Source organism: Streptomyces sp. NPDC008150, from assembly GCF_042956945.1.
Lineage (GTDB): Bacteria > Actinomycetota > Actinomycetes > Streptomycetales > Streptomycetaceae > Streptomyces.
Window position 1 is genome coordinate 311,817 of the sequence record NZ_JBIBHJ010000002.1, and the last position, 25,214, is coordinate 337,030.

The following is a 25,214-nucleotide window of genomic DNA, read 5'->3' on the forward strand; positions in this document are numbered from 1 at the left end:
CCCGCCCGGCACCGCCGGACCTCCGCGGCGGCCCCGCCCCAGCAGGGGGGCCGCCGCCCCGTCCACCGCCCCGGGAGGGCCACGTGACGTACCGGCAGCCGTCCGACGAGACCCCGACACCCGCGGGCCTGGTCGCCGCGTGCGTCGCGGGACTCTCCACCGCCGTCGAGATCACCGGCGACCCCGGCAGCGGACGCACCCATCTCCTGCGCGAGTTCACCACCCGTGCCACCGCGGCCGGCCTCGCGGTCACCGGCGTCACCGGCGACGCGCACCCGGTTCCGCACGGCACGCGCGGCGTGCTGCGGTACGCCGACGACGCCGACCACGCGCCCGCGCCGGTGCGCGACGCCCTCGCCGGCCTGCTGGCCCGCTCCCCCGCCGTCCCCACCGTCGTCGCCTGGACCCGCACCCGCGCACCCCTGCCCGACCGACCGGACGACGCCCTGACCGCACATGTGGGGGCCGTCTACCGCGTCGCCCGCCTCCGGGTCGAACCGCTCGACGCGCAACGCCTCGCACGGCTGCTGCCACCCGGCACGGGACCGGCCCGGCGCGCGCTGCTGCACACGCTGGGCGCGGGCAACCGCGGCTGGCTCGAAGCCCTGACCCCCCTCCCCGACGACGCCCTGCGGGACCTCGCGCGCACCGGGCTGTGCGCACCCGTGCCCGAGCCGCCGCCCGGGTCGGGCTGGCACCGGGCCCTCGCCGCGCCGACCGACGACGAGAAGACCGTGCTGCGGTACGCGGCCGTGCTCGGCACCTGCTTCTCCCCCGCCCCGTTGACCGCGCTCACCGGCTGGGACCTGCCCCGCGTCCTCGGCGCGCTCGACGGTCTCGCCGCGCACCGCCTCGTGCTCGCCGACCCCACGGGCGCCCCCCTCTTCCGCTTCGCCCATCCCGCGCTGCGGGTACTCGCCCACGCCCAACTGCCGCCGGGGCGGCGTATCACCGCCCACGCCGCCGCAGCCGCGCACCTCGCGCGGGCCGGGGCCCCGGCCCCCGAAAGGGCGCCGCACCTCGCCCGGTCCGCCGCCCCCGGCGACGGCGCGGCCGCCCGAACCCTGGGCGAGGCGGCCCGGCAGGTGCTGGACACCGACCCCCGGACCGCGGCCGACTGGTTCGCGGCCGCCGTGCGCGTCGGTGCCGGGACCGGCGCGGAGACGACCGGCAACAGGTTCCAGCTGTGCGTCGCGGCGGCACGGGCCGGGGACACGGCGCGGTTCGAAGAAGAGGCGCGGGTCCTGCTGTCCGCCTCACCGCCCCTGCCCGCCGCGGACCGCGCGCGGCTGGCGGACCTGCGCGTACGGCTGCACAGTGCGACGGGACGCGAGCGGGAGGCGCGCGCGGAACTTCGGTCGGCGCTGGCGGAGGCGGGCGGGACGGTGGGTGCCGTGGAAATCGTCCCGGCTCCGGTCCGGACCCCCGACGGCCCGGCCGCGCGGCAAGAAGCCCTGGCCCGCGCCGCGTTGCACGCCCGCGCCGCGTCGCTGGCCGCCGAGCGCGGTGACGGCCGGGGCGCCCGCGACCACGCCGCGGCGGCGGCCCGCACGGGGGCGGACACCGCCGCCCGGTGGCGGACGACCGTCGACGCCGCTCTGGCGCGGGACGCCGTGCACTCCTCGGACGCGGCCCACCGCGACGCGGTGTTCGCACGGGGCGGGGCGGCCGTCGACGCGCTCACCGACGCCGAGTTGACGGACCGGCTGGACGCCGTCGGCCAACTCGCCCGCGCCCACTCCCTGTCGGGGCGTCCCGACCGGGCGGCACGCCTGCTCGCCCGTGGCGTCGGATGCGCGCGGGCGGGCCGCCGTACCCTCGAACTCGCCTTGCTGCTGCCGGAGTTCGCCTGGGCACAGGTACGCCTCGGACGCCTTTCCGCCGCTCGGGAGACCGCGGCCGAGGCCGAGGAGGCGGCGCTCGCCCTGGGCGGGGTCCGTGCCGCACACCGCGCGCGCTGGGTCTCGGTGGCGGCCCTGCTGTGGTCCGAGGGCGCCGACGGCGCGCTCCCCGCCGCACGGGACCTGTGCGCCGCCGACGGCCTTCCCGCCGCGCTGCGCCGTCCGGCCGTCGCCCTGACCGCGGCCGTACTGCTCGCCGCCGACCGGCCCGACGAAGCCCTGGACCTTCTCGTCGGCTGTGCCGCCGACCGCGCCCCGAGCCCCGCGGAAACCGCCGGCGACGCGCCCTGGTGGTCCCTGGCCGCGCGGGCGGCGGCCGCCGCCGGACGGTCCGGCGCCGCGCACGCCTGGGCCGCACGCGCCCACGCCGAGGCACTGCGGGTACACATCCCGACGCACGAGGTGGCCGCGCTCCGTGCACGGGCCGCCGTGGCTCCGGACGACGAGGCGGTGACTCTGCTGGCGCGGGCCGCCGGGCTCAGCGCGGACAGTGGGTGCCTGCTGACGGAGTGCCGGGTACGGCTGGACCTCGCGGAACGTCTCATGGGCGCGGGACGGCTGCGGGAGGCGGCGGTCCAGGCCGGGCTCGCCAAGTCCGGTGCGGAGCCGACCGGTTCGGCACCGTTGCGCCGGGCGGCGGTCGCCGTGCAGCGGGCGCTCGGCGCTCGCGGGCCGCGCGCCCGGGACGAGGGCGGGGGCTCGCCTCCCGCGGGACCCGGCCTGTCTCCCCGGGAGGCCGAGATCTGCGCGATGGTGTGCCGGGGGCTGTCCAACCGTGCCGTGGCCGAGACGCTGTTCGTGTCGGTGAAGACGGTGGAGGCCCATCTGACGCGCGTCTTCCGCAAGACGGGCATCCGCTCCCGTGCTGCGCTGGTGGCCGCGTTCGCACCGTCCTCGCCGGTCGGCGTCTGACGGCGGACGTCCCCGTTCCCCGATCACCCGGCCGGTCACGGCCGTTCGGGCGCCGACCCGGCAGCCGCCACGCGGTCGCGCGCCACACCGACCGCGACGGGCTCCGCCGCGTCACCGTCCCAGTGGCCCACGAGGGCGGCGTATCCGGGCTCGGCCGCGAGCAGGCCCGCGTGCGTGTCGCAGACGGCCCGGTCGCCGTCGAGGAGCAGGACGCGGTCGCCGCGCAGCGCGGAGGCGAGCCGGTGGGCGACGACGACGAGGGTGCCGGGCCGCGCCGCGAATGCCGACTCCACGACGGCCTCGGCCGCCATGTCGAGGTGGCTGGTCGCCTCGTCGAGCACGACCACCGGCGCCGGCGACAGGAACGTCCGTGCGGCGGCGATCAGTTGACGCTCGCCGCTGGAGAGCGCGGTGGCGGGATCGGCCAGCTCCGCGTCGAGTCCCCCGAGACGATCGGCCAACGGCGTCAGCCCCACGGCCGCCACGGCGGACGCGACGGCGGAGGTGCCGGCCCCGGGGGCGAGGTAGCACAGGTTCTCCCGCAGGGTGCCCCGGAAGACGTACGCCTCCTGCGGCAACAGCGCGACGGCTGCGGTGCGTTCGGTCGCGGACAGGGAGGTGACGGGCCGCCCGCCGAGGCGTACCTCGCCCCTGCCGGGCCGTTCCAGCCCGGCGAACAGGGACGCGAGGGTCGACTTGCCCACCCCGCTGGCCCCGACGACGACCAGGTGTTCCCCGTGGGGAACGTCCAACCGCACGTCGCGCAGCACCGGTTCGGCATGGGGGCCGTAGGCGAAGGTGAGACCGTCGACGATGAGGCGGTGCGACGCGGCGGGGTTCGGGGGGCGGGAGCCGGCCGCCCCTTCCGGACGACGGTCCGCGACGCCCACAGGGCGACGGCCGACACCGGGGCCGGGGCCGGACATGCGCGGCGGCTTCGACTCCCCGGAAGGCCCCTCGTCCGCCGGAGCGTTTCCCTTCGCAGGAACGGCCGTTGCCAGGGCGAGGCGCTCCGCCGTGACGGTCAGCTGGCTCCACAGGCCGGCCACCATGCCGGTGAGCGTCTGGAGGGCCGGGACCAGGCTGCCGGTCACGTACAGGACCGCGCCCACCACGTCCCCGGTACCGACGGCTCCCCGCCCCACCAGGGCGGGTCCGCACAACAGGATGAGCAGCAAGGGGAGTTGGCCACCGACCAGGACGATCGGTACGCGGGCGGCCGTGGCCACCGCCACCGCGACGGAGGCCCGCGCGCCCGCCCGCACACTGTCGTCGACGGAGGCGACGGCGGCCTCGTGGGCACCGATCGCCGAGATGTCGCGGGCCGCGCCGAGCACCGTCCCGGTGCGGGCGGCGATGTCCTCCTCGGCCCGCACCGCGGTACGTCTGCGGCGGGTGACGGCACGCAGCGAGAGGGCGAACCCGCCCAGGGCCACGGCCAGCGGCACCGCCACCAGCAGCGCGAACAGCGGTGCCAGCGCGGCGAGACCGGCCAGTGTGGCGACCAGGGTGACCGCCAGCGGGCGCGCGGTGCGCAGCAGGGCGCCGACGACGGCACGCACGGTGTCGACCTGGCTCGTCATCCGGGACACGTCCGCCGCGTCGACGGCTCCGCCGTCCTCCACGGCCCTGCGCAGGGCCGTGCGCACGACGCGGGTCACCAGGGCGTCGCGCAAGGGTTCCACGCAGTCGGCGAGCGGGACGAACAGGGCGCGTTCGGCGAGGGCGCGCACGGCGTACAGGGCGGCGAGCAGGGCGATCCAGCACAGTCCGGCACGGGTGTCGCCCACGAGGAACCCCCGGTCGAGCGCGGCGGCGAGCACCCAGCCGGAGGCCAGGGCCGGCGCGGCCTCGACCAGCGACCAGGCGGCGACCCGGCGCAGCGGGCGGCCGGTGCCGCGCAGGGAGTCCACCAGCAGCCGGGTCGCCGGACGGGCGGGACGGAACAGGGGACGGCGGACGTTCACGCGGTGCGGCCTCCTTCGGCGGTCACGGTGGTGGCGGAGGCCACGGAGGCGCCCGAGGTGCCGGAGGGCTCGGCGGCGTCCTTCGCGGCGGCGAAGACGGCCCGGTAGTCGGGGTCCCGCCACAGCACGTGGTGCGGGGCCATGGCGCGGACCCGGCCCCCGTGCAGCCAGGCGACCTCGTCGCAGCGGGCGGCGGTGGTCACCCGGTGGGCCACCACGAGCCGGGTCCGCCCCGTGAGGACTCCGGTCACCGCGCGGGTGACCTCCGCCTCCGTGACGGTGTCCAGGCCGGAGGTCGCGTCGTCGAGCACGTACACGCGGGCGGGACGGGCCAACGTCCGTGCGAGGCCCAGGCGTTGGCGCTCGCCGCCGGACAGCGGCGCGCGGTCGAGGGGGGTGTCGTACCCGTCGGGCAGGCGGCGCACGAAGGTGTCGGCGCGGGCGGCGCGGGCCGCGTCCTCCACGGTGCCGCGGGGTGTTCCGGGCCTGCCGTAGGAGATCGCGTCGTGGACGGTCCCCCCGATGAGGACGGGCCGTTCGAAGGCATAGGTCACCGTGGCGCGCAGGTCCGCCGCCGGGAGGTCGCGGACGTCGACCCCGTCGACGAGGACCTCGCCCTCGTCGGGTTCGGAGAGTCTGCCGAGCAGTCCGGCCAGCAGGCTCTTGCCCGCTCCGGACCTGCCGACGAGGGCGACCGACCGGCCCGCCGGAAGTACCAGGTCGGCGCCGTCGAGGAGCGCCTCGCCGTCGGCGGACCGCACGACGACGCCGCGCAGCCGGACCTCTCCGGGGCCGCCGGGTGCGGCGGTCCGGCCGGGCACGGGCACCGGGAGGGCGAGGGTGCCCGCGACCCGGTCGGCACCCGCGCGGGCCTGGGCCAGTGCGAGCAGCACGTCGATCTGCTGGAGGGCGCCGACGGCCACCTTCACGTATCCGGCGACGGCGAGGAGTTCACCGGCGGGCAGCCGGCCGCCGGCCACGCCGAGGCCCGCGGTGGCCAGCGCCAGCGCTTCCGTCAGGGACAGCAGCAGTCCGAACTGCCATACGGTGGCCCGCTGGAGCCGCCACATCGCGTGCCCGGCCGCGGACACGTCGGCGAGCGGGGCGAGGACCCGGTGGGTCTCGGCGCGCAGGGTTCCGGAGGCGCGGATCGTGCGCGCCCCCGCGAGGGCCCCGAGCAGGCGGGTCGCGAGGTCGGCCTGCGCACCGAGGTAGGCGCTGTCGGCGCGTGCCGCGCGTCCGACGAAACGGCGGGCGATGACGACCGACACCGGGACGGCCAGGGTGAACACCGCTCCGGTGCGCCAGTCGATCAGCCACAGGGCGGCGAAGCCGGCGAGCGATCCGGCGAGGGACACCACCGACCCGGCGACGGCGGTGGGCAGCGAGCCTGCCTGCGGCGCCGCCTGGGTGACCTGCGTGACGGCCTCGCCGGGGGACACCGTGTCGCGCGCGGGCACTCTCAGCAGGTGGTCGACGACGCGTGTCCGCAGCGTGGCGACGGACCGCGCGGTACCGGCGGCGCCCAGGGGCGGCATGGCCGCGTCGCAGGCGGCGGCGAGCAGGACGGCGCCTCCCCAGAGGGCGGCGGGCGTGCCGGGGCCGTCGCCCAGCAGGACCCCGTCGACGACCGACGCGAGCAGCGCCGGTACGGCCACGGACAGTGCGACGCGCACGACCATGACGAGGACCAGCGGAACGAGTGACGCGCGGGTGTCGCGGGTGATCTCGGCGAGCAGACGGTTGCCGCGCCGGTGCGTGTCAGGCGGTGCGGAGGCCACCGTCGCCCTTCCCTTCGGCCGGGGACGGGACGTGCGGGGACAGGACCTGCGCCGCGTGCCGCAGGATGCCGGGCAGCGACGGCATGCCCGCCTCGACGGTGGTGCCGTCGTGCGCGGATCGCGCCGGTTCGCAGGGCACGACGTGATGTCCGTCCTGTTCGAGCAGTTCCAGATTGCGGCGCACCGACGCGCGGGCCATGGCGCGGGCGGGGACGGCCGGGGCGAAGAGCACGGGTGCCTCGGAGCAGATCACCGTCGTCAGCGCCAGGCTGTCGGCCATGCCCGCGGCGCACTTGGCGATGAAGTTGGTCGTCGCCGGTGCCACCACCAACAGGTCCGCCCACTCGGCGAGTTCCTTGTGCGGGACCACCCCGGCGGAGGTGTCCCAGTCGGGTCCGGCGACCGGTGCCTGGGTCACGGCGGCCAGCGCGGTGCGGGAGACGAGCGTCTCGGCGGACCGGGTCAGGCACACCCGCACCGACCATCCGTAGCGCACCCGGACGAGCATGATCCATTCGGGCAGGGCGGTGACCGAGATGCCTCCGGAGGCGACGAACAGCAGGCGCTTGCGCGGCAGTTCGATGCGGGGCAGCCCGTCCCGCCGCACGGGGCGCGGGGGTTGGCTGGGAGTGGTCATCTTCACCGCTCTCGCTGGGACGGATGTACGGGCTTGCGGATGTACGGGGTTGCGGACGCACGGCGTTGCGGAGGTGCGGTGCGGGGAGGCCGGGCGGCGGCGTCGGCCCCCGACCGGCCTCCCCGGTGGCTCAGTTGGTCACGTTGCAGGAGATCCCGCAGGTGTTGCCGCCGTTGCAGGTGGCGCCGGAACACGTGTCCAGGATGTGGTCGCTCTCCTCCTTGCCGGACAGCAGTTCAAGGGCGTCGATGTCACGTTCCACGGTGGTCCTCCGAGTGGGGGGCGAGAGATGTGCGGGACGGGGTGCGGTGCGCGCGGTGCGCGGTGCCGGGGGACGTGCGGGCGCGTCAGCCCGTCACGGTGCAGGTGCCGCCGGGGCTGCACGAGACCCCGCAGGTGTAGGTGCATGCAATGGCGGTCTCCTCCTCGCCGGCGGGGAGGAGTTGCAGCGCTTCGAGTTCGGCTTCCATGGGTTTCCCTTCGGGTGACGGACACCGCGGGTGCGGTGCGGATCGGGGGGCCGGGCCGCCAGGGGGCCGACGGACGTCACGCTGACGCGGGCACGGACAGTGCGCCGGGGGTCCACGGACGGGGTCCGCCGTGCGCCAGCCGCAGCAGGAACGCGACCGTGCCGGCCACGCCGGTCTGCTGGTCCGGGTTCAGCGCGACGCCGGACTCGTCGGGGACCAGGAGCAGGCCGTCGCGCCGCACCGCCCGCAGGAGCAGCACGTCCGCCAGGTCGCGGGCCCGGTCGGCGTGGTCGCCGCCGGGAAGCTCGTCGGCGAGGTCGAGGAGGAACTGCCCGTCCCCGGCGATCCCGTGGCAGGCCGCCGTCGAGGCCGTCCAGCGGGAGCGGTGGACCGCGACGCCCGCCTCCTCCGCGAGGTCGAGCAGCCGACGGTCCCCGGTCACCCGCCACAGCCGCAGCAGGAAGGTGCCGACGCCCGACGAGCCCGAACACCAGTTGTAGAGGAGGCCGGTGCCCGGTTCGTGGTCCAGGTCCGGGCGCCAGCGCGCACCCCACGGCCCCCGTTCGGCCTCGGCGGCCAGGGTGTCACCGGCCGCCGCGGCGAGATCCGCGTACGCCTCGGTTCCCGTCACCCGCGCCGCCTCCAGCAGGAACGAGGCGATGCCGGCCACGCCGTGGGCGAAGCCGAGGTGGCGTGCCCCCGCGAGCTGCGAGTCGGCGTCGCGGGGCACCGGCCACACCGTCCGGCCGCCGGCCGTCTCCGCGGCGGCGACGAGGCCGTCCGCGCACTCGGTGACGCGGTCGAGGAACACCTCGTCCCCCGTCGCGTCGTGGAAGTACACCTGGGCGAGGCCGGCACCCGCGGCACCGTGGCAGACGTCCGGGTTGTGCCACCGGACGGGTACCGCGAGGGCGAGTTGCTCGGCGGTGCGCGCCAGGCTCTCGTCGCCCAGGCGGGCGGCGGCCGCGTGCAGGGCCCAGGCCGTTCCGGAGCGGCCGAAGTAGAGGCCGGGCAGGACGCGGGGCACGCTCAGGGCGCGGTCCCCGGTCCACCGCGCGAGCCGGGCGACGGCGGCGGTCAGGTCGGGCCGGTGCAGAACCCCGGCCGCACTGTCGAGGACCGCGAGCACACCGGCGGTGCCGTGCTGCACGGCACACGGGTCGGTCGACGCGGCGAAGCCGTCCCGGCGCCAGGGGGTGCCGGTGGCGCGGGCAGTGCCGGCGGCCGTTGCGCCGTCGCCCTCCGGCGGGGACCCGGGCGCCCAACGGTCCGCACGGCCGTCCGCGGTGGCGGGGACCGCCCGGTCCAGGTACGTGAGTCCGTCGGCGAGCAGTTCGGCGAGGCTGCCGTGATCGGTCACCCGTGCCGAGGACCGCGTTCCGCCGGCCGTCCCCCGCGCCGGCACCGCCTCGCGGACAGGCTCGGCGGAGGCCGAACTCGGTTGCTCGGCAGTCCACTTGTCGGCCTCGGTCGTCCTCCGGCGGTCGAGGAACCCGGCGAGCCGCCGGAGGCTCCAGCGGTCCTCGGGCCGTTCCGCGAGGAGGCCGAGCACCGCCGGTTCCAGTGCCACGACGGCCGGCCGCTCGGCGCGTGTCATGGCCAGCATGGTGCGCACGCGGTCGACCGCCGGGCGGTCCTCGTCGTCCGCCGCGAACGCCGGCACCACGCCCGTGGCCAGGTAGCAGAGGACGCCGCCGAGGGCGTAGAGGTCGACGGCCGGACCGTGGACGGGACCCCGGCGCAGCGGACCACGCTGTTCGGGCGCGCCGAAACCGGGGGTGAACGCCCGGTAGGTCCAGGTGCCGGCCGGTGCCGCCCACTCCGGGTCCACGAGTCTGAGCCGTCCGTCGTCGCCGACCATGATGTTGTTCGGGCTGAAGTCCTGGTAGACGTAACCCCGTTCGTGCACCCCGGCCAGCAGCGCGGTGAGCCGGGAGGCGAGCGCGAGGGCGGCCCCGGCGTCCACGCCCGGCCCGAGGTCCGCGCAGCGCTCGCGCACCCAGGCGGCCAGGGTGCGCCCGGAGACGCACTCCATGACGAGGAACGCGTGCCCGTCCTTCTCGAACTGGTGCACGACCTCGGGGCAGAGGCCGGAAAGCGCGGTGAGCATCGCCGCCTCGCGCCGCAGCAGCACGCGCGCGTCGTCACCCGTGAGGTGTCCGCCCACGTGGGCGCGTGCCTGTTTGACGACGACCTCGGCACCGGTGTGCTCGTCCAGCGCCCGGTACACACCGCCGCGCGCCGAGTGCCGTACGGCCTCCTTCACCACGAACCGCTCGTCGAGCAGTACCGGCGCGGGTGCGGCCGGGGCCGTGCGGGAGCGGGCGGCGGGCCCGGGAAAGGGTGCGGTGGTCCAGGCCGGCGGACAGAACCAGGGCTTGCGCGCGTCGGGGACGGCAGCGCCACCGGGTTCGCGCAGTCGCGCCTCGAAGCATCCGTCGTCGTTCAGGACGGGAACGCCGGCGAACGCCCCGTAGCGGTAGTGGACGAGGCTGCCGGGCCGCAGGGCGCGGTCGGAGAGGATCGCGGGACCCGGAAGCCCGGCCGTGGCGAGGTCCAACTTCTCCGCGAGCCGCCGGAGTTGATCGTCGTCGGCGGGATAGGCCGTCAGGAACTTCCCGCACTGCGCACGGTCGTAGGAGGCCGACGTCATCTCGTCCGCGAGCTCGACGGTCCGGGCGTACTTGAAGGAGCACCCCTCCGCGACGAGCACCCGGGCGGCCCGGTACAGGACGTGCGGGGCGGAGAGCGCGGTGGCCGAGACGTGCAGTTTCCAGCCCTGGACACGTTCGCGCGCCGACGCGCACGTGACCCGGCACCAGACGCCGTCCTCCGTCGTCTCCCAGTCGGCGGGCGCGAGTTCGTCGAGAACGGCACCCACCAACAGCCGCAGCGGAAGGGACGACACGGCACACCTCCGGTTCCCGGGCCGGTCCGGCACTCGGGGGTGTGCGGTCCCGGCGGCACCAACTGTGGTGCGCGGGCCGTGGGGTGAGCATTGGGGAAACCCCTACATCGCCTCCGGCGCCGTCCGGGGAGGGCGGGCCGAGGGCGCCGACGCCGTCGCGCCGGGCGCTACCGGTCCGCGGTGCGGCTCCCCGACTCCGCCTCGGCGGACGGGGGCCGGGGCGGCCGGAAGCAGGCGGTGACGTCCTTGCCGGTCGGGCACGAGTACGCCTGCCAGGTGTCGGCGAGGGCGTCGACCAGCAGCATGCCGCGACCGCCCAAGCCGTCGTCGGTGGGCTCGCGGGGTTCCGGCAGGTGTGCCGAGGAGTCGTGCACGGTGACGTGCAGGCACTCGCTGTCCCAGGTGAGGACCAGTTGCGCGGTGTCCCGCGCGTGCACGTGCGCGTTCGTGACCAGTTCCGACACGGCCACCAGGATCGAGTCGACGGTGTCGGGGGACGTCTTCGCCCAGCCGAGGGTGTCGAGGTGGCGGCGCGTCCAGTCCCTGGCCGTCTTCACGCCGCTGCTCACCGGCAGCGAGCGTGCCCAGCCAACGGCCCTCAGTGATGAATCGTCGCCCACGGTCTTCCCTCCGGCCCGACAACAGGTGCAGGGGGCGAGTACCCGCTTTCGGCCGATGGAAGTACCGTCCGGCCGGGGACGGCCCACGGGCACGCGGAGCCCGCCCGGCCCGGGGTCCGCCAGCCCGTGCGTGTCCGGGGGCGGGACATGCCCCGCGTGCGGCGGTCGGGGAGGAAGGCGGCCGGGGCGACGTCGGCACCGCCGCCGCCCGGTCGGTCGGTCCGCGGCGGCGGCGTGCACGGAACCTCGCGCCGGACCGACGCTTGCCACCGGGGCGCCCCGTGACCGAAGATCCCCGCATGTCGTCGCGCCCCTCCCCCGTGCCCGCCGAGTCCGCCGCCGGGCCGGCCACCGCCGCGTCACCCGCCGTCGGCGCCGACGCGCCCGGCCCCACCCGCGTGCCTGCCCTGCCCGCGGGCCGCCCCGCCGACGAACTGCTCGCCGAACTGCGCGCGTTGCGCGGCGCGGACGCGCCCACCCGGGGCGGCCGCACCTTCGCGTACGTCTACGACCCGGGTCTGCCGGAGGTCGACGAACTGGCCACCGCCGCGTACGGCGCGTTCGCGACGGTCAACGGGCTCGACCCGACGGTCTTCCCGAGTGTGGCGCGGCTGGAGAACGACGTGGTGGGCGCCGTGGCGGCGGTGCTCGGCGCCCCCGGCGCGCAGGGCACGTTCACGAGCGGCGGCACCGAGTCGATCCTGCTCGCCGTGAAGACCGCGCGCGACCACGCCCGGAGCGTACGGGGCGTCACACGGCCGGAGTTGGTCCTGCCGTCCACGGCCCACGCGGCCTTTCACAAGGCCGCGCACTACCTGGGCCTGGAGACGGTGACGGTCCCGGTGGACCCGCTGACCTTCCGTGCCGTGGCGTCCGACGTCGCCGCCGCGATCACCGAACGGACCGTGCTGGTCGTGGCGTCGGCCCCGTCGTACGCGCACGGGGTGCTGGACCCGGTGGCCGAGATCGCCGGGGCGGCGGCCGGACGGGGCGTGCTGTGCCACGTCGACGCCTGCATCGGAGGCTGGTTCCTGCCCTTCCTGGCCCGCACCGGACGCACGGTCGAGCCGTTCGGGCTGTCGGTGCCCGGCGTCACGTCCGTCTCGGTGGACCTGCACAAGTACGGGTACGTCGACAAGGGCGCGTCCGTGATCCTCTACCGGGACGCCGAGTTGAGACGTCACCAGTATTTCGCGTACGCGGGCTGGCCGGGCTACCCCGTGGTCAACCCGACCGTGCAGGGCACCAAGTCGGGCGGGCTGCTGGCGCAGGCGTGGGCGGTCCTGAACCATCTCGGCGAGGACGGCTACACGGCGCTCGCGGGCCGGGTGGCCCTGGCCGCCGACCGGTTGCTGCCGGGTCTGAGGGCGACCGACGGCATACGGGTGCTCGGCGAACCGGCGGGCAGCCTCGTCGCGTTCACCGTCGCGGGAGCGGACGGCGCACCCGACCTGGGGCTCGTGCTGCACGTGGCGGACGAGATGCGCGAGCGCGGCTGGTACCTCCAGCCGCAGTTGTCCTTCGACGGCCTGCCGCCCAACCTGCACCTGACACTCACCCCGGCGACGGTCGACCGGGTCGAGGCGCTGCTGGCCGACCTGGCCGCGTCGGTCGCGGCGGCACGGACGAACGAACCGGTCACCGTGGACCCGGGGACGGCCGAACTGGCCGCCACCCTCGACCCGGACACCCTCACCCCGGAGGACGTCGCGGGGTTCCTCGCGTTCGCCGGTCTCGGTACCGGCGAGACGGGGCTGCCGACGAGGATGGCGCCGGTCCTGGCCCTGCTGGACGCGCTGCCGCCGCGGCTGAAGGAACGGCTGCTGGCGGAGTTCATCGGCTCGCTCTTCCGCGTCTGAACGCCTCGCCCCGTCACCCCTTGAGCAGCACGGTCTCGGCGCCGGGCAGCCCCTTGTCCCACCAGTGCCGGTAGCGCCGGTAGACCTCCGGTTCGCGGGCGGCGAGCATCGTCAGCAGGCTCGCCGCCTCGTCGGCCAGACCGCGCCACGCCGCCTTGCCGAGCTTGTGGAACGAGGTCACCTCCAGACCGCCCTCGACGGCACGCCACACGCCGGCGACCTGCCCGTCGACGAGCACGCAGGGCAGTACGTCGCCGTTGCGCCGGACGATCAGGGACCGGTACTCCTGCGGCACGAGGCGGCCCCCGCCGACGTGGGCGAGCAGCGTGCTGTCCCACATGGCCAGCAGCCTCGGCGGAACAGGGACGTCCTCGTCGGGCACAGGGGCCCCGGGAAGGTCGTACAGAGCGGCGCGCCCCGGTCCCGGCACCCGGACCACCCGGTCGCCCAGCCCCGCCAGCGCGCTCTTCACGATCGGGCTCGTCAGCAGGGTGAACCGGGCGAAGTCCTGGGCCGAGGCGGGCCCGAACGCCCGCAGGTAGGACAGCAGCAGGAACTGGACACCGGCGTCCTCCGTCACCGCGCCGCCTCGTGCCGTCGGCGACGCGCGGTAGACGTTCGGGAGGGTGTACGACCAGGGGCCACCGGCCGGCACGTGCTGCACGGGGGCGAAGGTGCGCAGCGCCCACCACACGCGCCGGGCGTGCTCGCCGAAGCGGTCCGTGAGCTCGGTCTCCAATTCCGCTCCGGTGTGCGGCCGTTGGAGCAGGACGGCGATGTCCGGGAGCACGGCGTCGACGTCCTCGGCGGCCAGACCGGTGGCGGTGAACCGCCGGTCGTACAACCGCGACGCCCGCAGGCTCCTCGTCATGGCCGCGTGGAAGGGCGCGTAGTCCTCGGCGTGGACGGCGTGCAGCGTGATCCGCATCAGGGTCGCCTTCACGATCCGCCGTCGCGTGAACGCCGCGTCGAGGTCCTCCGGAGTGAAGTCCTGGACGCGGTTCCACAGCGCCAGGTACGGCGACGCGGGCGACTGCGCCTGCACGGCGCAGATCCGCCGCACCGCCTCCGCCACGTCGAGACGGGCGCGTTCGAGCAGCAGTTGGCGGTCGAGGGTGGCGAGGGCGAGCTGTCGTGTGGAGAGGGTCACGCCGGGATTATGCCGCCGGGTACGGACAATCCGCGGGCTTCCCTGTGCTCACCTGCCCCGCCTCGCAGCGGGCGAACCGGCGGGCCCGCGCAGCCCTTCCGTTCCGGGCCGTCAGGGGCGGCGGCGTCAACGCCGGGGCAGGAGACGGCGGCGCGCGGTCGGTCCAGCCGGCGCCGCCTCCTCCCTCGGTCTCAACCGGGCTGTCCCACAGGCGGATCGACGACGAGGACCAGCTTGCCGCGCACGCCGCCCGCCTCTCCCGTCCGGTGTGCCTCCGCGATCTCCGTGAGGGGGAACGTCGCCGCGACCGGGAGCGCGAAACGGCCCGACTCGGTCAACTCGTCGATCTGCGCGAGCGCGTGGAACGCCCTGCCGGAGTCACCGCTGCTGAACCGCACCCCGTGCTCCCGTGCGCCCGCGAAGTCGGCGATCGTCACGACGTGCCGCGCGTCTCCCGCGAGCTCGACGAGTTCCGGCAGCACCCCGCTGCCCGCGACGTCGAGGGCGACGTCGACCCCGTCCGGCGCGAGTGCGCGGACCCGTCCGACGAGGCCCTCGCCGTAAGCCACGGGCTCGGCCTCCAGCGAGCGCAGGTACTCGTGGTTGGCCGGACTCGCGGTGCCGATCACCCGGGCGCCACGCACCACCGCGAGCTGGACGGCAGCGCTGCCGACGCTTCCGGAGGCGCCGTTGACGAGCAGCGTGCTGCCGCATCCGACGCCGAGTTGGTCGAGCGCTCGCGTGGCCGTCTCGACGGCGGCCGGCAGCGCGGCGGCGCCCGGGAAGCCGAGGGACAGCGGGATCGGCGCGTAGTGGGACAGCACCGCCGACTCGGCCTGGGCCGCGCCCTCGGCGGAGAACCCGAAGACACGGTCGCCGAGGGCCACGTCCTCGACGCCCTCCCCCAGCTCGTCGACGATGCCCGCCGCCTCGTACCCGAGAGTCTGCGGAAGCCCCTCGTCCATCAGGCCCGCGCGCTTCTTCCAGTCGCTCGGGTTGACGCCCGCGGCCCGCACCGCGATCCGGACCTGGCCGGGACCCGGACGCGGATCGGGAAGATCCACGATCTCCAGGACCTCCGGGCCTCCGAACCGGCTGAAACGGGCTGCCTTCATCGTTCGCTCCGATCTCGGCGCCGGCTGGACCGCCACCAGCGGGGTAGGGACGCCGCCACCTGCGGCTGCGGCGACTGTGCCGTTGCGAGTCTGCCAGGCACGCGCACCGGACCCTCCCCTGCGCCACGCGCGAACGGGCGGTCCGCACGGCCGTGCCCCGGGGCACCCCGGTCAGGGTGTGAGCAGCAGGTCCTGCTCGACCGGCGGGGTGCCGTCGTGCCAGGGCAGCGCCTTGCCGAAGCGGACCAGTTCGCCGTAGAGAGCGGGATCGACGTGGTCCGCGAAGACCAGGTCGAGCACGTGTGCCGCCGCCCGCGAGGGCGACTGGGCCTGGCTGTAGTCGCTGAACCAGGGCCGGGACGTCGCGGTGTCGACCATGCCGGGACACACGGAGGCGACCAACGTCCCTGTGGCGAGGTCGAGTTCGCGGCGCTCCGCCGCCACCGCGCGCACGGCGGCGACCTGCGCCACCTTGGACGGCACGTTCAGCCACAGGGGCCAGCCGGCCTCCGCGGCGGTCTTGTCGTGGACGGCGCGGCGCCACGACTCGACGGCGTACTCGACCTGGTCGAGGGTCGCCCCGTCGAACAGGTGGTGCAGCCGCGGGTCCAGATGCCCGAGCGTGCCGAGGCTGCTCGCCACGACGATCAGCCGCCCTCCCGGACGCAGGACGGGGCCGAAGGCGCGCAGGATCGCGTGCGTGGCGGTGTTGGAGACGTCGATGAACTCGTCGGCCCGCTCGGACTGCGAGTCCTGCGGCAGCAGCCGGGCCACCGCGTTGGAGAGGACGACGTCGATTCCTCCGTACTCCCGTGCCACGTCGTCGGCGAGACGGGCCACCGCGTCCGTGTCGGTGACGTCGAGGACCCGGCCCTCGACACGTGCCCGGCTGTCGGCGAGGCCCGCCACCTCGTCGGCGGCGGCCATGACCCGGTCGCGGTTGCGGCCGGTGAGCAGAACCAGGTCGGCGGGGCCCATGCGTGCCGCGAGCCCTTCGGCGAGAGCGCGACCGAGCCCCTGGTTGGCGCCCGTGACGAGGGCGATGCGCGAGGTCTTCATGCCTGCCACGGTAGGAACCCGGCAGGCATGAGTCCAACGAGAGTTCGGCACACCCACTATGCGGAAAACGCATGGTCGGCGCGGGGCGGGACCGTGTGCACGGTCGGGACGCTGCGGCCGGGAACCGGGAGAGGTCAGCGTTTCCTCGACACCGTGAGCTCGATGAGGCTCCGCTTCGTGACGTGACCGCCGTACCGGCCGTCGATCAGGTTCCCGACGCAGCGCAGCAGGCCGTCCCTGGCGGTTCCGGGGAGCGCGCGGTGGCCCGAGAAGGTCCGCAGCAGGTCCAGGTACTCCGTGGTCGTGTACGTGACATCCTGCTCGTAGCGGCGTGAGACGGCCGGGCCGAACCGGCCGCCGCGCGCCACCTCGGCCGTGTGGTCCGCGCTGTCGACGTCGGCGGCCTCGGGAGGCCGGAGGCCGGGAGGCGTGGCCGGGTCGAAACGCTCGTAGCAGCGCTGGACCTCGGCGAAGAACTCCTCGGTGCCGCCCCGCACATGCTGACCGCGCACCACGGCGAGCGCACCCCCGGAACGCAGTGCGTCGGCCGCCTTGGGAACGCGTACGGAGGGGTCGATCCAGTGGAACGCGGTCGCTGAGAGCACCACGTCGAACGGCTGGTCGGGCAGCGGCCAGTTCTCGAACTCCGCCGTCATCACTTCCACTTGGCCCTCCACCGCCCCGACCCCGCCGAGGTTGCGGCGCGCGACGGCGGCCATCCTCGGCCCCGCCTCGACGGCGGTGATCCAGCAACCCCGCCGGGTGAGCGGCACCGTCACCTGACCCGTTCCGCAGCCGATCTCCAGCACACGGGCGCCGGGTCCCGCTCCGGCGAGTTCCGCGAGGTCGTCGTACAGCTCCGGCGGGTACCCGGGCCGGGCCCGGTCGTACAGTTCGGCGTCCTCGTCGAAGGTCCGGCTCAATTGCCGGCGTCGGGCCTCCTCCGGCCTGTCGTCGCGGCCGGGGCGGGCAGTGCTGTCGGGCATGTGCAGCAGGCTAGGGGACGCGCCTGCCCGCGCGCCCCGGCGACCGCGCCACGGCTCGGGCCGGCAGGGGCGCGGTCGCGCGCAGGGCCCGCCTGCGTCCTACGCCACCCCGTCCTCCCACCACCAGAACTGGGAGCCGTACGGGTACTGCATCCTGCTGTCCACGTGCTGCCAGGACACCGAGTACGTCTCAAGTCCGGAGAAGCCGCAGGTCTCGGCGATGCGGTACACGGAGAGCGTGGAGAGGCCGGAGACCACGACGTCGGAGGCGACCCCGTAGGTGTGCATGCTGTTGGAGGCACCGCCCACCGAGGCGTTGTACGAGGTGCTGCGGAAACCGGAGTTGACGGTGACGGCCCGGTTGCCGCCCTTCTTGCGCAGCGCCTCCAGTTTGTACATCAGGCGCCGGATGTTCTCCTTGACCTGCGTGGCGGAGACGTTGCCGCCGCCGAACCCGGCGCCGTCGTGCGAGTGGAACTCGCTGAACTCGAAGTGGACGGTCGAACCGTCCGAACTCTCCAGCGCGTTGAGCGCGGCCTGCGTCGCGGGACCGACGATCCCGTCGACGGCGAGGCCGTACGCGGTCTGGAACCGCTTCACCGCGGCGGCCGTACCGGGACCGAAGGCACCGTCGACCGCGACGTACGTCTGCGAGGCACTGGCGGCCGCCCAGCCGCCCACTCTGACCTGAAGTTCGGTGACGGCGGCGCCCGTTGACCCCTGGGTCAGGGTGCCGGGCCAGCTGTAGGCGGAGGCGGGCGCGGACAGGCCCAGACCGAGGGCGCCTGCGGCACCGGCCGCCGCGGTGACCCCGAGAGCGCGGCGCAGGACGGTCCGGCGGTCGGGACCGGGACGTGGGGTGGTGGTCATGGACGGGCTCCTCACGGACGGGACGACGGAACGACGGGACGCGACGACGGATGTGACGGGAGCCGCACCCGGGGAGGGCCGGTCGGCGACGAACGGTCGGAGACGGTCGGTCGCGGACGGCGTGCGGACGGGGGCGGGCGCAGCGGAGTCGGGGCGGGGCGAGGGGGGAGCCTCGCCGCCGCCCCGGCCGCGCTGCGGCGGCGGGCGGCACTGGGCCGCCCGCCGGGTCAGGACGCCACGAGGGCCCGCCAGGTCAGCGGTCCCACGATGCCGTCGGCGGTGAGTCCCTTGCCGGACTGGAACGCGACGACGGCGTTGTACGTCGCCGTGCCGAAGGCGCCGTCCACCGTCAACGCGGCCCCGCTCGCGTTCAGTTCGCTCTGCGCGGCGGACACGGCCGCGCCGCTGCTCCCCTTCTGCACGGTGACGACGAGTTGGGCCCAGGTGAGCGGTCCGACGATGCCGTCCGCCGTCAGTCCGTTGGCCGACTGGAAGGCGACGACGGCGTTGTAGGTGTTCGTGCCGAAGTCGCCGTCGGCGGTGAGCGCGGCGCCGTGGGCGTTGAGCAGGTACTGGACGGTCTTGACGGTCTGCCCGGTCGCGCCGCTCCTCACGGTCGGCCACGCGGTCGTCGTCCCCGTACCGGAGCCGGTGCCGAGGGCGAGCGCCCGGAGCTGTGCGGTGCTCCCGTTGAAGACGTTCTGGTCGCCGGGGAAGGTGCCGGAGTCGGCGTACTGCCAGATCGTCTGGGCGCCCCAGCCGTTGGGCAGAGTGCCGACGCCGGTGGAGTACCTGGCGATCCAGAGCGGGTTGGTGGCGGCGAGGGCGCTGCTGTTGCCGGTGCAGGTGGTCCACCAGTCGGTGGTGGTGTAGATCATCGGGTACCGGCCGCTCAGTGCGTGGGTCTCGTTGCTGAACGCCTTGATCCACGTGACCATCGCGCTCTGGCTCAGCCCGTAGCAGGAGGCTCCGTACGGGTTGTACTCGATGTCGAGCGCGGGCGGCAGCGTCGTGCCGTCGGCGGTCCAGCCGCCGCCGTGGGCGAAGAACCAGTCCGCCTGGGCGGCACCGGCGGACACGTCGGGCAGCGCGAAGTGGTAGGCGCCCCGGATCAGGCCGGCACCGCGGGAACCGGTGTACTGCTGGCTGTAGTAGGGGTTGATGTAGCTGACGCCCTCGGTCGCCTTGACGTAGGCGAAGGAGGCACCGTCGGCTGCGACGGTGGCCCAGTCGACGTTCCCCTGCCAGGAACTGACGTCCAGGCCGACGGGGTTGGCGGCGGCAGCGGCGGCCGCCTCGACGGCGTCGACCGTGGCGGCGGACCTGGCGGCGGAGACCGTGCCGTCGAGCGAGCTGCCCGCGTGGGCGGAGCCGCGACGCGGTGCGGGCGAGGGTGCGGCGGGACCGGCGGAGCCGCCGGCGGCCGACGCCGGGCCGGGCACCGCGAGCAGGAGCAGCAGTACACCGAGCGGAAGGGCGAGGAGGGCCGCGGCGCGGCGGAGGGAACCGGTGAGTCCGTGGGGGTGGAGCCGGGGCCGCAGCCGGGCGAGGGCGAGGGCGAGGGGACGAGCCTGTCTGTTTCCGGGCATGGGGGATCTCCGAATGGGGGGACAGACGTCACGGCGCGTACATGACAGGGCCGATCCTAGAAGCGCCCCCACGCCCCCGGGAAGGGCCGGCGGCCCATGAATCTACGCGCAGAGAACCGGCAGGTCCGTACCAGCCTCCCACCAGGCCGCGAGCCGCGGCACGGTCGGAATCGAATTCCCAAGTAGCGGGAGGCCAGGACGAGTTGGTTGCACATTCACTCCGCGCGCATCGGCGTCACGTCGACGCCGGATCTCCGGCGGGACTCCCCTCGGCGGGACATCCCCCGGCGGGGGCCGCCCCGCCGGGCGGCCGGGGGACGTCCGGACCGACGCCGCTCCGGAGGCGCCCGGCGCCGCGCCCGGCCCGGCGCGCAGGGCGACCGAGGACGACGCCCGCCAACACCATGACGAGGCCGCCCAGTTGCTGCACGGTCAGCACCTCGGAGGCGAGCACCGTGCCCAGCAGCACTCCCGTTACCGGGTTGAGCAGTCCGATCAGCCCGACCGTGCCCGCCGGGAGCCGCCGCAGCCCCGCGAACCAGGCGACGAAGGCCGCGGCCGTCGCGATCAGCGAGACGTAGCCGAAGGCCAGCAGCGCCCGGCCGGAGAGCGCCGGCGGCGCACCCTCGGTCACCACCGCCGCCGGGAGCAGGAGCAGACCGCCCGCCGTGAGCTGCCACGCGGTCGAGGCGAGCACGTCGGCGCCGGCACCGGAGTCGTCGCTCCATCGCTTGCTCAGCAGATGTCCGAAGGCCGACACCAGCATCGCCGCCGCCGATGCGAGGACACCGCGGACACTCACCCCGTCCACGCCCGTGAGCAGCATCAGGCAGACACCGGCCAGCCCGACGGCCGCCCCGGCGAGGTGGGCCGGGCGAGGGCGTTCGGAGACCAGGACCCAGGCGACGAGCATCATCGCCATCGGGGACACGGCCATGACGGTCGAGGCGATGCTCGTCGGCAGCGACTGCGAGGCGACGTACACGAGGACGAAGAACACGCTCACGTTCAGCAGCCCCAGTACCGCCGACCGCCCCCACCACACGCCGCGCGGCCGCTGCCTGCACAGCGCCAGCAGGACGAGACCGGCGGGGAGCGCCCGCAGGGCGGCACCGTAGAGCGGGCTGCCGGTGGGCAGGAACTCGCGCGTGACGTAGTAGTTGGCACCCCAGGCGACCGGCGCTATCGCCGTGACGGCCACGCGCCGCGAATTAGCTTCCATGGAAGCTAAGCTACACGACATATCTTCCCGGGAAGTTATATTGGGCGGTATGCCTCTGGAGCACAGGAAAGACCAGGCCCGCGGCGAGGACCGGAAGCCGCTGGACCACGTGGCCCGGATCCAGGCCGACTGGCGCCGCGAACGTCCGGACGTCGACGTCTCCCCGCAGGGGGTCATCGGCCGGCTGCACCGCCTCGCCGACCGGCTGACCCAGGAACTCTGCCTCGTCTACGGCCGGTACGGCCTCAGCGAAGGAGAGTTCGACGTCCTCTGCGCGCTGCGTCGCGCCGGCGAGCCGTACGAACGGGCCCCCGGTGAACTCGCCACGCACACCATGGTCACCACCGGCGCGATGACGAAGCGGATCGACCGCCTGGAGAAGGCGGGCCTCGTCACCCGCCGCCGCTCGGACGACGACCAGCGCGGCCGGATCGTCGCCCTCACGGACCCGGGACGGGACCTGATCGACAAGGCGTTCGGCGACCATATGCGCAACGAAGGCCGACTGCTGGGCCTGCTGCCGTCCACCGAGGCGGGAGCGCTCGAAGAACTCCTCACGTCGTGGCTCGACCGGCTGGAGAACCCGCGCTCCGCGGAGGGCGGCTGACCCGCGGGGCGCACGGGCAGACGGACGAGCCCGCCGAACGGATCCCCTCCGCCGACCCCGACGCCTCTGTGCGAGGACTACCGGGCGGGGCTCGGCATCGACCGGGCCCCCACGACGGCGCCGACCGCCGCGACGGGCGACGCGCCACCTCCCCCGTACAGGTGCTCTGGGTCACACGCGACGACATGGCGGCTCTCCACGGCGACGACGTGCTGGACGTCCGGCGGGACCGGACGGCCGCCCGGCCGGTCGGCGACCCGATCGAGTCGGGTCACCACGTCACGGAGGACGCTGCCACGGAACTCACCTCCGCCCTGCGGCAGTTCCGCCCGTGCCGGGAACCCGGCCCCGGCGCGGACCGCTCGCAGCGCCGGGCGGAAGGGGGCACGGACGCGCGCCGAGGGGCCGCCGCGCGTCCGCCGCCCGGTGTCCGGGCGGGCGTCGGGGCGTCGTGTTCCGGACGGGCTCCGGGTCTCTCGTTGTGGACAGCGTGACGACCACCCTGACCGGCCGACTACGGTGGATCTCCTGCTGGCCGGGACGCCAGACTCCGCTTGAAAGGTGACACCAGGTGACGACCGTCGCGTACCAGGGCGAATCGGGATCAAACTCGGCGACCGCCACCCAGAACCTGTTTCCGGGCAGCACCGAGCTGCCCTGCACAAGCTTCGAACAGGCTCTCGACGCGGTCACGCTGGGCACCGCCGACCTGGCCGTGATCCCCGTGGACAACTCCGCCGCCGGGCGCGTGGCCGACGTCCACCACCTGCTCCCCGAATCCGGGCTGTTCGTCATCGGGGAGTACTTCCTCGCCATCCACTTCGACCTCATGGGCGTCCCCGGGGCCACGGAGGACGACGTGGAATACGTGCGCAGCCACGTGCACGCCCTCGGCCAGTGCCGGAAGGTCCTGCGGGAAGGCGGCTGGCGCACGCTCGTCAGCGACGACACCGCGGGGGCCGCCCGCGAGGTGGCGGAACTCAGCGATCCCCGCCACGCGGCGCTCGCCCCGCCCGCGGCCGCCCGGCACTACGGTCTGGACGTGCTGCGGGCAGGTGTCGAGGACGACCCGGAGAACACCACCCGCTTCGTTGTGCTCTCCCGCGAGGCCGACTTCGCGCCCCTCACCGACGAGCCGACGATGACGAGCCTCTTCTTCGCCGTGCGGAACATCCCGAGCGCCCTCTACAAGGCCCTCGGCGGGTTCGCCAGCAGCGCCGTGAACCTCACCAAGATCGAGAGCTACCAGATGGGCGCCGGCCTCAACCCGAGCTGCTTCTACGTCGAGATCGAGGGCCACCCCGACCTGCCCAACGTGGCACTGGCCCTCCAGGAGCTGCGGTTCTTCTCCTCCGAGGTGCGGGTCCTCGGCGTCTACCCGGCACACCCCCACCGGCTGCGCGGACGCGTCGCCTGAGACACGGGCGCGCGGACCCGCGGCGGGTGCCGCGGGTCGACCGCTCAGCCGGCCTCCCCCGTTCCCGTCTCCTGCCCGCTCCCGCCCGCGGTCACGGGGTCGGCGGAGCCCTTGGCGGTCTCGATGACCGTGTACATCACCGAACGCTGTTGCTTGTGACGCCGGATGCGCCCCTTGGCGACCAGTGACTCCAGGGTGTTCCGCACGACCTGCGGTGTGGGTTTGCGCTCCGGGAGCTTCTCCATGAGTTCGTCGCGCAACTCCTTCGCCAGGCGGGGCTCGTTGTGAGCGGCGAGCAGGTCGAGCAGGAGCGCTCCCAGCAGGGGCTGCCGCGGGGTCTCCTTCGCGGCCTTGGCCGACTTCGCCGATTTCGCCGGCTTCACGGTGGTCCCCGGTGTGCCCGGCTTCTCGGCGACGACCGGCGGGGGTGCCGTCGCGGACGCCTGACGCTGCGAACGGGGTTCCTTCGAGGCGGACTTGGCCGCGGGCTTGGGCGAGGACTTGGGCGAGGACTTGGTGGCGGTCTTGGGCCTGGACGCGGACGTGGACCCGGTCTTTGCCGGTGCGACTGCCGGGACGGCGGCCTGCGCCGGGAGCGGCGCGCCGCTCCCGGACTTCGTCGCGGGCGGCACCTCCGCAGGGTTCCCGTCTTCCTCCGCGAGCTTGAGGATGTTCACCAGGAGAGCCTCCTCCTGCTCCAACACCCTTATCCGTTCGGCGAGTTCCTTTTGAAGGCGATGGTTCTCGTCAAGGTCGGAGGCGACCTGTGCCGCGTAGCGCGACCGGAGCGTCTCAACTGCCTGGCTGGTCACAACCATTCACTCCTTCATGGTGGACGACGTTTGCGCATGGTACCTACGGAGATGGCCACGAACGGAAGAGCGCGAACCACACGAACAGTTTCGGGACCGGGCCGCTCGCGGACGGAACGTGGTGCGACCGCTGGGTCCGTCGAGGGCGGCACGTTCCCGAAGTGTGTCACCCGCTCACGTCCCGCGCCCGGTCAACGCACGTCATGGGCAGGGTATTCGGTGGTCTCCGTCCGCGGTGCGGCGCATGACAGCGTCATGGACGTCGCGTAGTTTTCTGAAGGCCGCGCCACGCCCCCGGATGTGCGCGCAGGACTCGATCGGAGAACGACGATGGACCGCTCCGCCCGCGCCTTCTGGCTCCGCTCCCCCGGGCACGGCGAGATACGTGACGTCACCCTGCCGGAGCCGTCCCGGGACGAGGTGGTGGTGCGCACGCTGTGGTCCGGTGTCAGCCGGGGCACCGAGACCCTCGTGTTCCGCGGCGGCGTGCCCGGGAGTCAACACACCGTGATGCGGGCGCCGTTCCAGGAGGGTGACTTCCCGGGGCCGGTCAAGTACGGCTACCTGAACGTGGGTGTGGTGGAGGAGGGGCCCGAGCACCTGACCGGCCGCACCGTCTTCTGCCTCTACCCGCACCAGAGCCGGTACGTCGTGCCCCTCGCCGCGGTCACTCCCGTACCGGAGTCGGTTCCCGCCGCGCGGGCCGTCCTGGCCGGGACGGTGGAGACCGCGGTGAACGCGCTCTGGGACGCGCCTCCGCTGATCGGTGACCGTGTCGCCGTGGTCGGGGGCGGCATGATCGGCTGCTCGGTGGCGGCGCTGCTGGCGCGTTTCCCGGGCGTGCGGCTCCAGTTGGTCGACGCCGATCCCGCACGGGCCGCCACGGCGGCCGCCCTCGGGGTGGACTTCGCCGCCCCGGAGGACGCCCTCGGCGAGTGCGACCTCGTCGTGCACGCGAGTGCCACCGAACGGGGCCTGGCCCGGTCGCTCGAACTCCTGCGCACCGAGGGCACCGTGCTCGAACTGAGCTGGTACGGCGACAGGTTGGTCTCCCTCCCGCTCGGCGAGGCGTTCCACTCCCGCCGGCTGGTGCTGCGCAGCAGCCAGGTCGGCACGGTGTCACCCGCCCGCCGCGCGACCCGCGACTACGGCGACCGCCTCGCCCTCGCCCTGGACCTGCTCACCGACCCGGCACTCGACGCCCTCGTGACCGGGGAGAGCGCCTTCGACGAACTCCCCGATCTACTGCCCAAGTTGGTGTCGGGCGAGGTGCCCGCGCTGTGCCACCGGATCAGGTACGGCGACCAGAACGGGAAGTAGGACGCCCGTTGT

The 25,214-nt window shown here is 74.7% G+C and carries 20 protein-coding genes and 1 pseudogene; 5 read left to right on the forward strand and 16 right to left on the reverse strand.

All coding sequences use genetic code 11. The features are described 5' to 3' along the window. The first annotated feature begins 83 nt into the window (after positions 1–83). Entirely contained in the window at positions 84–2,813 is a 2,730-nt protein-coding gene (locus tag ACFZA0_RS07440) for a LuxR C-terminal-related transcriptional regulator (RefSeq protein ID WP_391012820.1), read from the forward strand. Positions 2,814–2,848: 35 nt separating this feature from the next. Here the strand turns inward: ACFZA0_RS07440 and ACFZA0_RS07445 are convergent, their stop codons facing one another. The 7 genes from ACFZA0_RS07445 to ACFZA0_RS07475 all read right to left on the reverse strand — a co-directional run bounded on the left by ACFZA0_RS07445 (position 2,849) and on the right by ACFZA0_RS07475 (position 11,196). Then, positions 2,849–4,780, reverse strand: a complete 1,932-nt coding sequence (locus ACFZA0_RS07445) for an ATP-binding cassette domain-containing protein (RefSeq protein ID WP_391012824.1) — start codon at positions 4,778–4,780, stop codon at positions 2,849–2,851. Beyond that, positions 4,777–6,561: an ATP-binding cassette domain-containing protein gene (locus tag ACFZA0_RS07450; RefSeq protein WP_391012827.1), complete on the reverse strand. Its 1,785-nt coding sequence runs from the start codon at positions 6,559–6,561 to the stop codon at positions 4,777–4,779. The genes ACFZA0_RS07445 and ACFZA0_RS07450 overlap by 4 nt, the downstream gene beginning before the upstream one ends. Beyond that, positions 6,542–7,198, reverse strand: coding sequence for a flavoprotein (locus ACFZA0_RS07455; protein ID WP_391012830.1), 657 nt, complete (start codon positions 7,196–7,198; stop codon positions 6,542–6,544). Before ACFZA0_RS07455 ends, ACFZA0_RS07450 begins: the two co-directional genes overlap by 20 nt. Positions 7,199–7,328: 130 nt before the next feature. After that, entirely contained in the window at positions 7,329–7,460 is a 132-nt protein-coding gene (locus ACFZA0_RS07460; protein ID WP_391012833.1) for a hypothetical protein, read from the reverse strand. A gap of 85 nt (positions 7,461–7,545) precedes the next feature. Further along, on the reverse strand, positions 7,546–7,668 hold the full coding sequence (locus tag ACFZA0_RS07465; RefSeq protein ID WP_391012836.1) for a hypothetical protein: 123 nt from the start codon (positions 7,666–7,668) through the stop codon (positions 7,546–7,548). 76 nt (positions 7,669–7,744) lie between these two features. Continuing rightward, positions 7,745–10,576, reverse strand: coding sequence for a class IV lanthionine synthetase LanL (lanL, locus tag ACFZA0_RS07470; protein ID WP_391012838.1), 2,832 nt, complete (start codon positions 10,574–10,576; stop codon positions 7,745–7,747). Between the two features lie 167 nt (positions 10,577–10,743). Continuing rightward, positions 10,744–11,196 carry an ATP-binding protein gene (locus tag ACFZA0_RS07475; protein ID WP_391012841.1) on the reverse strand — a complete coding sequence of 151 codons (453 nt, stop codon included), beginning with the start codon at positions 11,194–11,196 and terminating at the stop codon, positions 10,744–10,746. Between the two features lie 299 nt (positions 11,197–11,495). On the opposite strand from ACFZA0_RS07475, the gene ACFZA0_RS07480 reads away from it, so the two are divergent. Continuing rightward, positions 11,496–13,055 (forward strand): aminotransferase class V-fold PLP-dependent enzyme, encoded by a 1,560-nt coding sequence (locus tag ACFZA0_RS07480; protein ID WP_391012844.1) that lies wholly within the window; start codon positions 11,496–11,498, stop codon positions 13,053–13,055. 13 nt (positions 13,056–13,068) lie between these two features. Here the strand turns inward: ACFZA0_RS07480 and ACFZA0_RS07485 are convergent, their stop codons facing one another. From ACFZA0_RS07485 to ACFZA0_RS07520, 8 genes and pseudogenes are all read right to left on the reverse strand, one after another. Continuing rightward, the gene (locus ACFZA0_RS07485) at positions 13,069–14,205 is read right to left on the reverse strand and encodes a DNA glycosylase AlkZ-like family protein (RefSeq protein WP_391012847.1); all 1,137 of its coding nucleotides are present in this window, start codon (positions 14,203–14,205) and stop codon (positions 13,069–13,071) included. A gap of 191 nt (positions 14,206–14,396) precedes the next feature. Then, positions 14,397–15,320 carry an alcohol dehydrogenase catalytic domain-containing protein gene (locus ACFZA0_RS07490; protein ID WP_391012849.1) on the reverse strand — a complete coding sequence of 308 codons (924 nt, stop codon included), beginning with the start codon at positions 15,318–15,320 and terminating at the stop codon, positions 14,397–14,399. A gap of 171 nt (positions 15,321–15,491) precedes the next feature. Continuing rightward, positions 15,492–16,379, reverse strand: a complete 888-nt coding sequence (locus tag ACFZA0_RS07495; protein ID WP_391012852.1) for an SDR family NAD(P)-dependent oxidoreductase — start codon at positions 16,377–16,379, stop codon at positions 15,492–15,494. Between the two features lie 134 nt (positions 16,380–16,513). Further along, a complete protein-coding gene (locus ACFZA0_RS07500; protein WP_391012854.1) occupies positions 16,514–17,365 on the reverse strand; it encodes a methyltransferase domain-containing protein in 852 nt (283 codons plus the stop codon). Positions 17,366–17,464: 99 nt separating this feature from the next. After that, the gene (locus ACFZA0_RS07505) at positions 17,465–18,235 is read right to left on the reverse strand and encodes a D-Ala-D-Ala carboxypeptidase family metallohydrolase (protein ID WP_391012856.1); all 771 of its coding nucleotides are present in this window, start codon (positions 18,233–18,235) and stop codon (positions 17,465–17,467) included. Between the two features lie 227 nt (positions 18,236–18,462). After that, positions 18,463–18,849, reverse strand: coding sequence for a peptidoglycan-binding protein (locus ACFZA0_RS07510; RefSeq protein ID WP_391013541.1), 387 nt, complete (start codon positions 18,847–18,849; stop codon positions 18,463–18,465). A gap of 39 nt (positions 18,850–18,888) precedes the next feature. Beyond that, positions 18,889–19,824 (reverse strand): annotated as a pseudogene (locus ACFZA0_RS07515) (lysozyme); the annotation flags it as partial. Positions 19,825–20,059: 235 nt separating this feature from the next. Further along, positions 20,060–21,046, reverse strand: a complete 987-nt coding sequence (locus ACFZA0_RS07520) for an EamA family transporter (protein WP_391012858.1) — start codon at positions 21,044–21,046, stop codon at positions 20,060–20,062. Positions 21,047–21,095: 49 nt separating this feature from the next. On the opposite strand from ACFZA0_RS07520, the gene ACFZA0_RS07525 reads away from it, so the two are divergent. Next, a complete protein-coding gene (locus ACFZA0_RS07525; RefSeq protein ID WP_391012861.1) occupies positions 21,096–21,653 on the forward strand; it encodes a MarR family transcriptional regulator in 558 nt (185 codons plus the stop codon). Between the two features lie 571 nt (positions 21,654–22,224). Further along, the gene (locus tag ACFZA0_RS07530) at positions 22,225–23,070 is read left to right on the forward strand and encodes a prephenate dehydratase (RefSeq protein WP_391012863.1); all 846 of its coding nucleotides are present in this window, start codon (positions 22,225–22,227) and stop codon (positions 23,068–23,070) included. A 44-nt stretch (positions 23,071–23,114) separates the two neighbouring features. Here the strand turns inward: ACFZA0_RS07530 and ACFZA0_RS07535 are convergent, their stop codons facing one another. Then, entirely contained in the window at positions 23,115–23,882 is a 768-nt protein-coding gene (locus ACFZA0_RS07535; protein WP_391013543.1) for a hypothetical protein, read from the reverse strand. A gap of 330 nt (positions 23,883–24,212) precedes the next feature. Between ACFZA0_RS07535 and ACFZA0_RS07540 the strand changes: the two genes are divergently transcribed. Beyond that, a complete protein-coding gene (locus tag ACFZA0_RS07540; protein ID WP_391012866.1) occupies positions 24,213–25,202 on the forward strand; it encodes a zinc-binding alcohol dehydrogenase in 990 nt (329 codons plus the stop codon). Positions 25,203–25,214: the final 12 nt, after the last annotated feature.

Coding starts and splice junctions, on each gene's coding strand:
- ACFZA0_RS07455 (WP_391012830.1), bottom strand. CDS start 7,198: ATGACCACTCCCAGCCAACCCCCGCGCCCCGTGCGGCGGGACGGGCTG.
- ACFZA0_RS07465 (WP_391012836.1), bottom strand. CDS start 7,668: ATGGAAGCCGAACTCGAAGCGCTGCAACTCCTCCCCGCCGGCGAGGAG.
- ACFZA0_RS07480 (WP_391012844.1), top strand. CDS start 11,496: ATGTCGTCGCGCCCCTCCCCCGTGCCCGCCGAGTCCGCCGCCGGGCCG.
- ACFZA0_RS07490 (WP_391012849.1), bottom strand. CDS start 15,320: ATGAAGGCAGCCCGTTTCAGCCGGTTCGGAGGCCCGGAGGTCCTGGAG.
- ACFZA0_RS07495 (WP_391012852.1), bottom strand. CDS start 16,379: ATGAAGACCTCGCGCATCGCCCTCGTCACGGGCGCCAACCAGGGGCTC.
- ACFZA0_RS07500 (WP_391012854.1), bottom strand. CDS start 17,365: ATGCCCGACAGCACTGCCCGCCCCGGCCGCGACGACAGGCCGGAGGAG.
- ACFZA0_RS07505 (WP_391012856.1), bottom strand. CDS start 18,235: ATGACCACCACCCCACGTCCCGGTCCCGACCGCCGGACCGTCCTGCGC.
- ACFZA0_RS07520 (WP_391012858.1), bottom strand. CDS start 21,046: ATGGAAGCTAATTCGCGGCGCGTGGCCGTCACGGCGATAGCGCCGGTC.
- ACFZA0_RS07525 (WP_391012861.1), top strand. CDS start 21,096: ATGCCTCTGGAGCACAGGAAAGACCAGGCCCGCGGCGAGGACCGGAAG.
- ACFZA0_RS07540 (WP_391012866.1), top strand. CDS start 24,213: ATGGACCGCTCCGCCCGCGCCTTCTGGCTCCGCTCCCCCGGGCACGGC.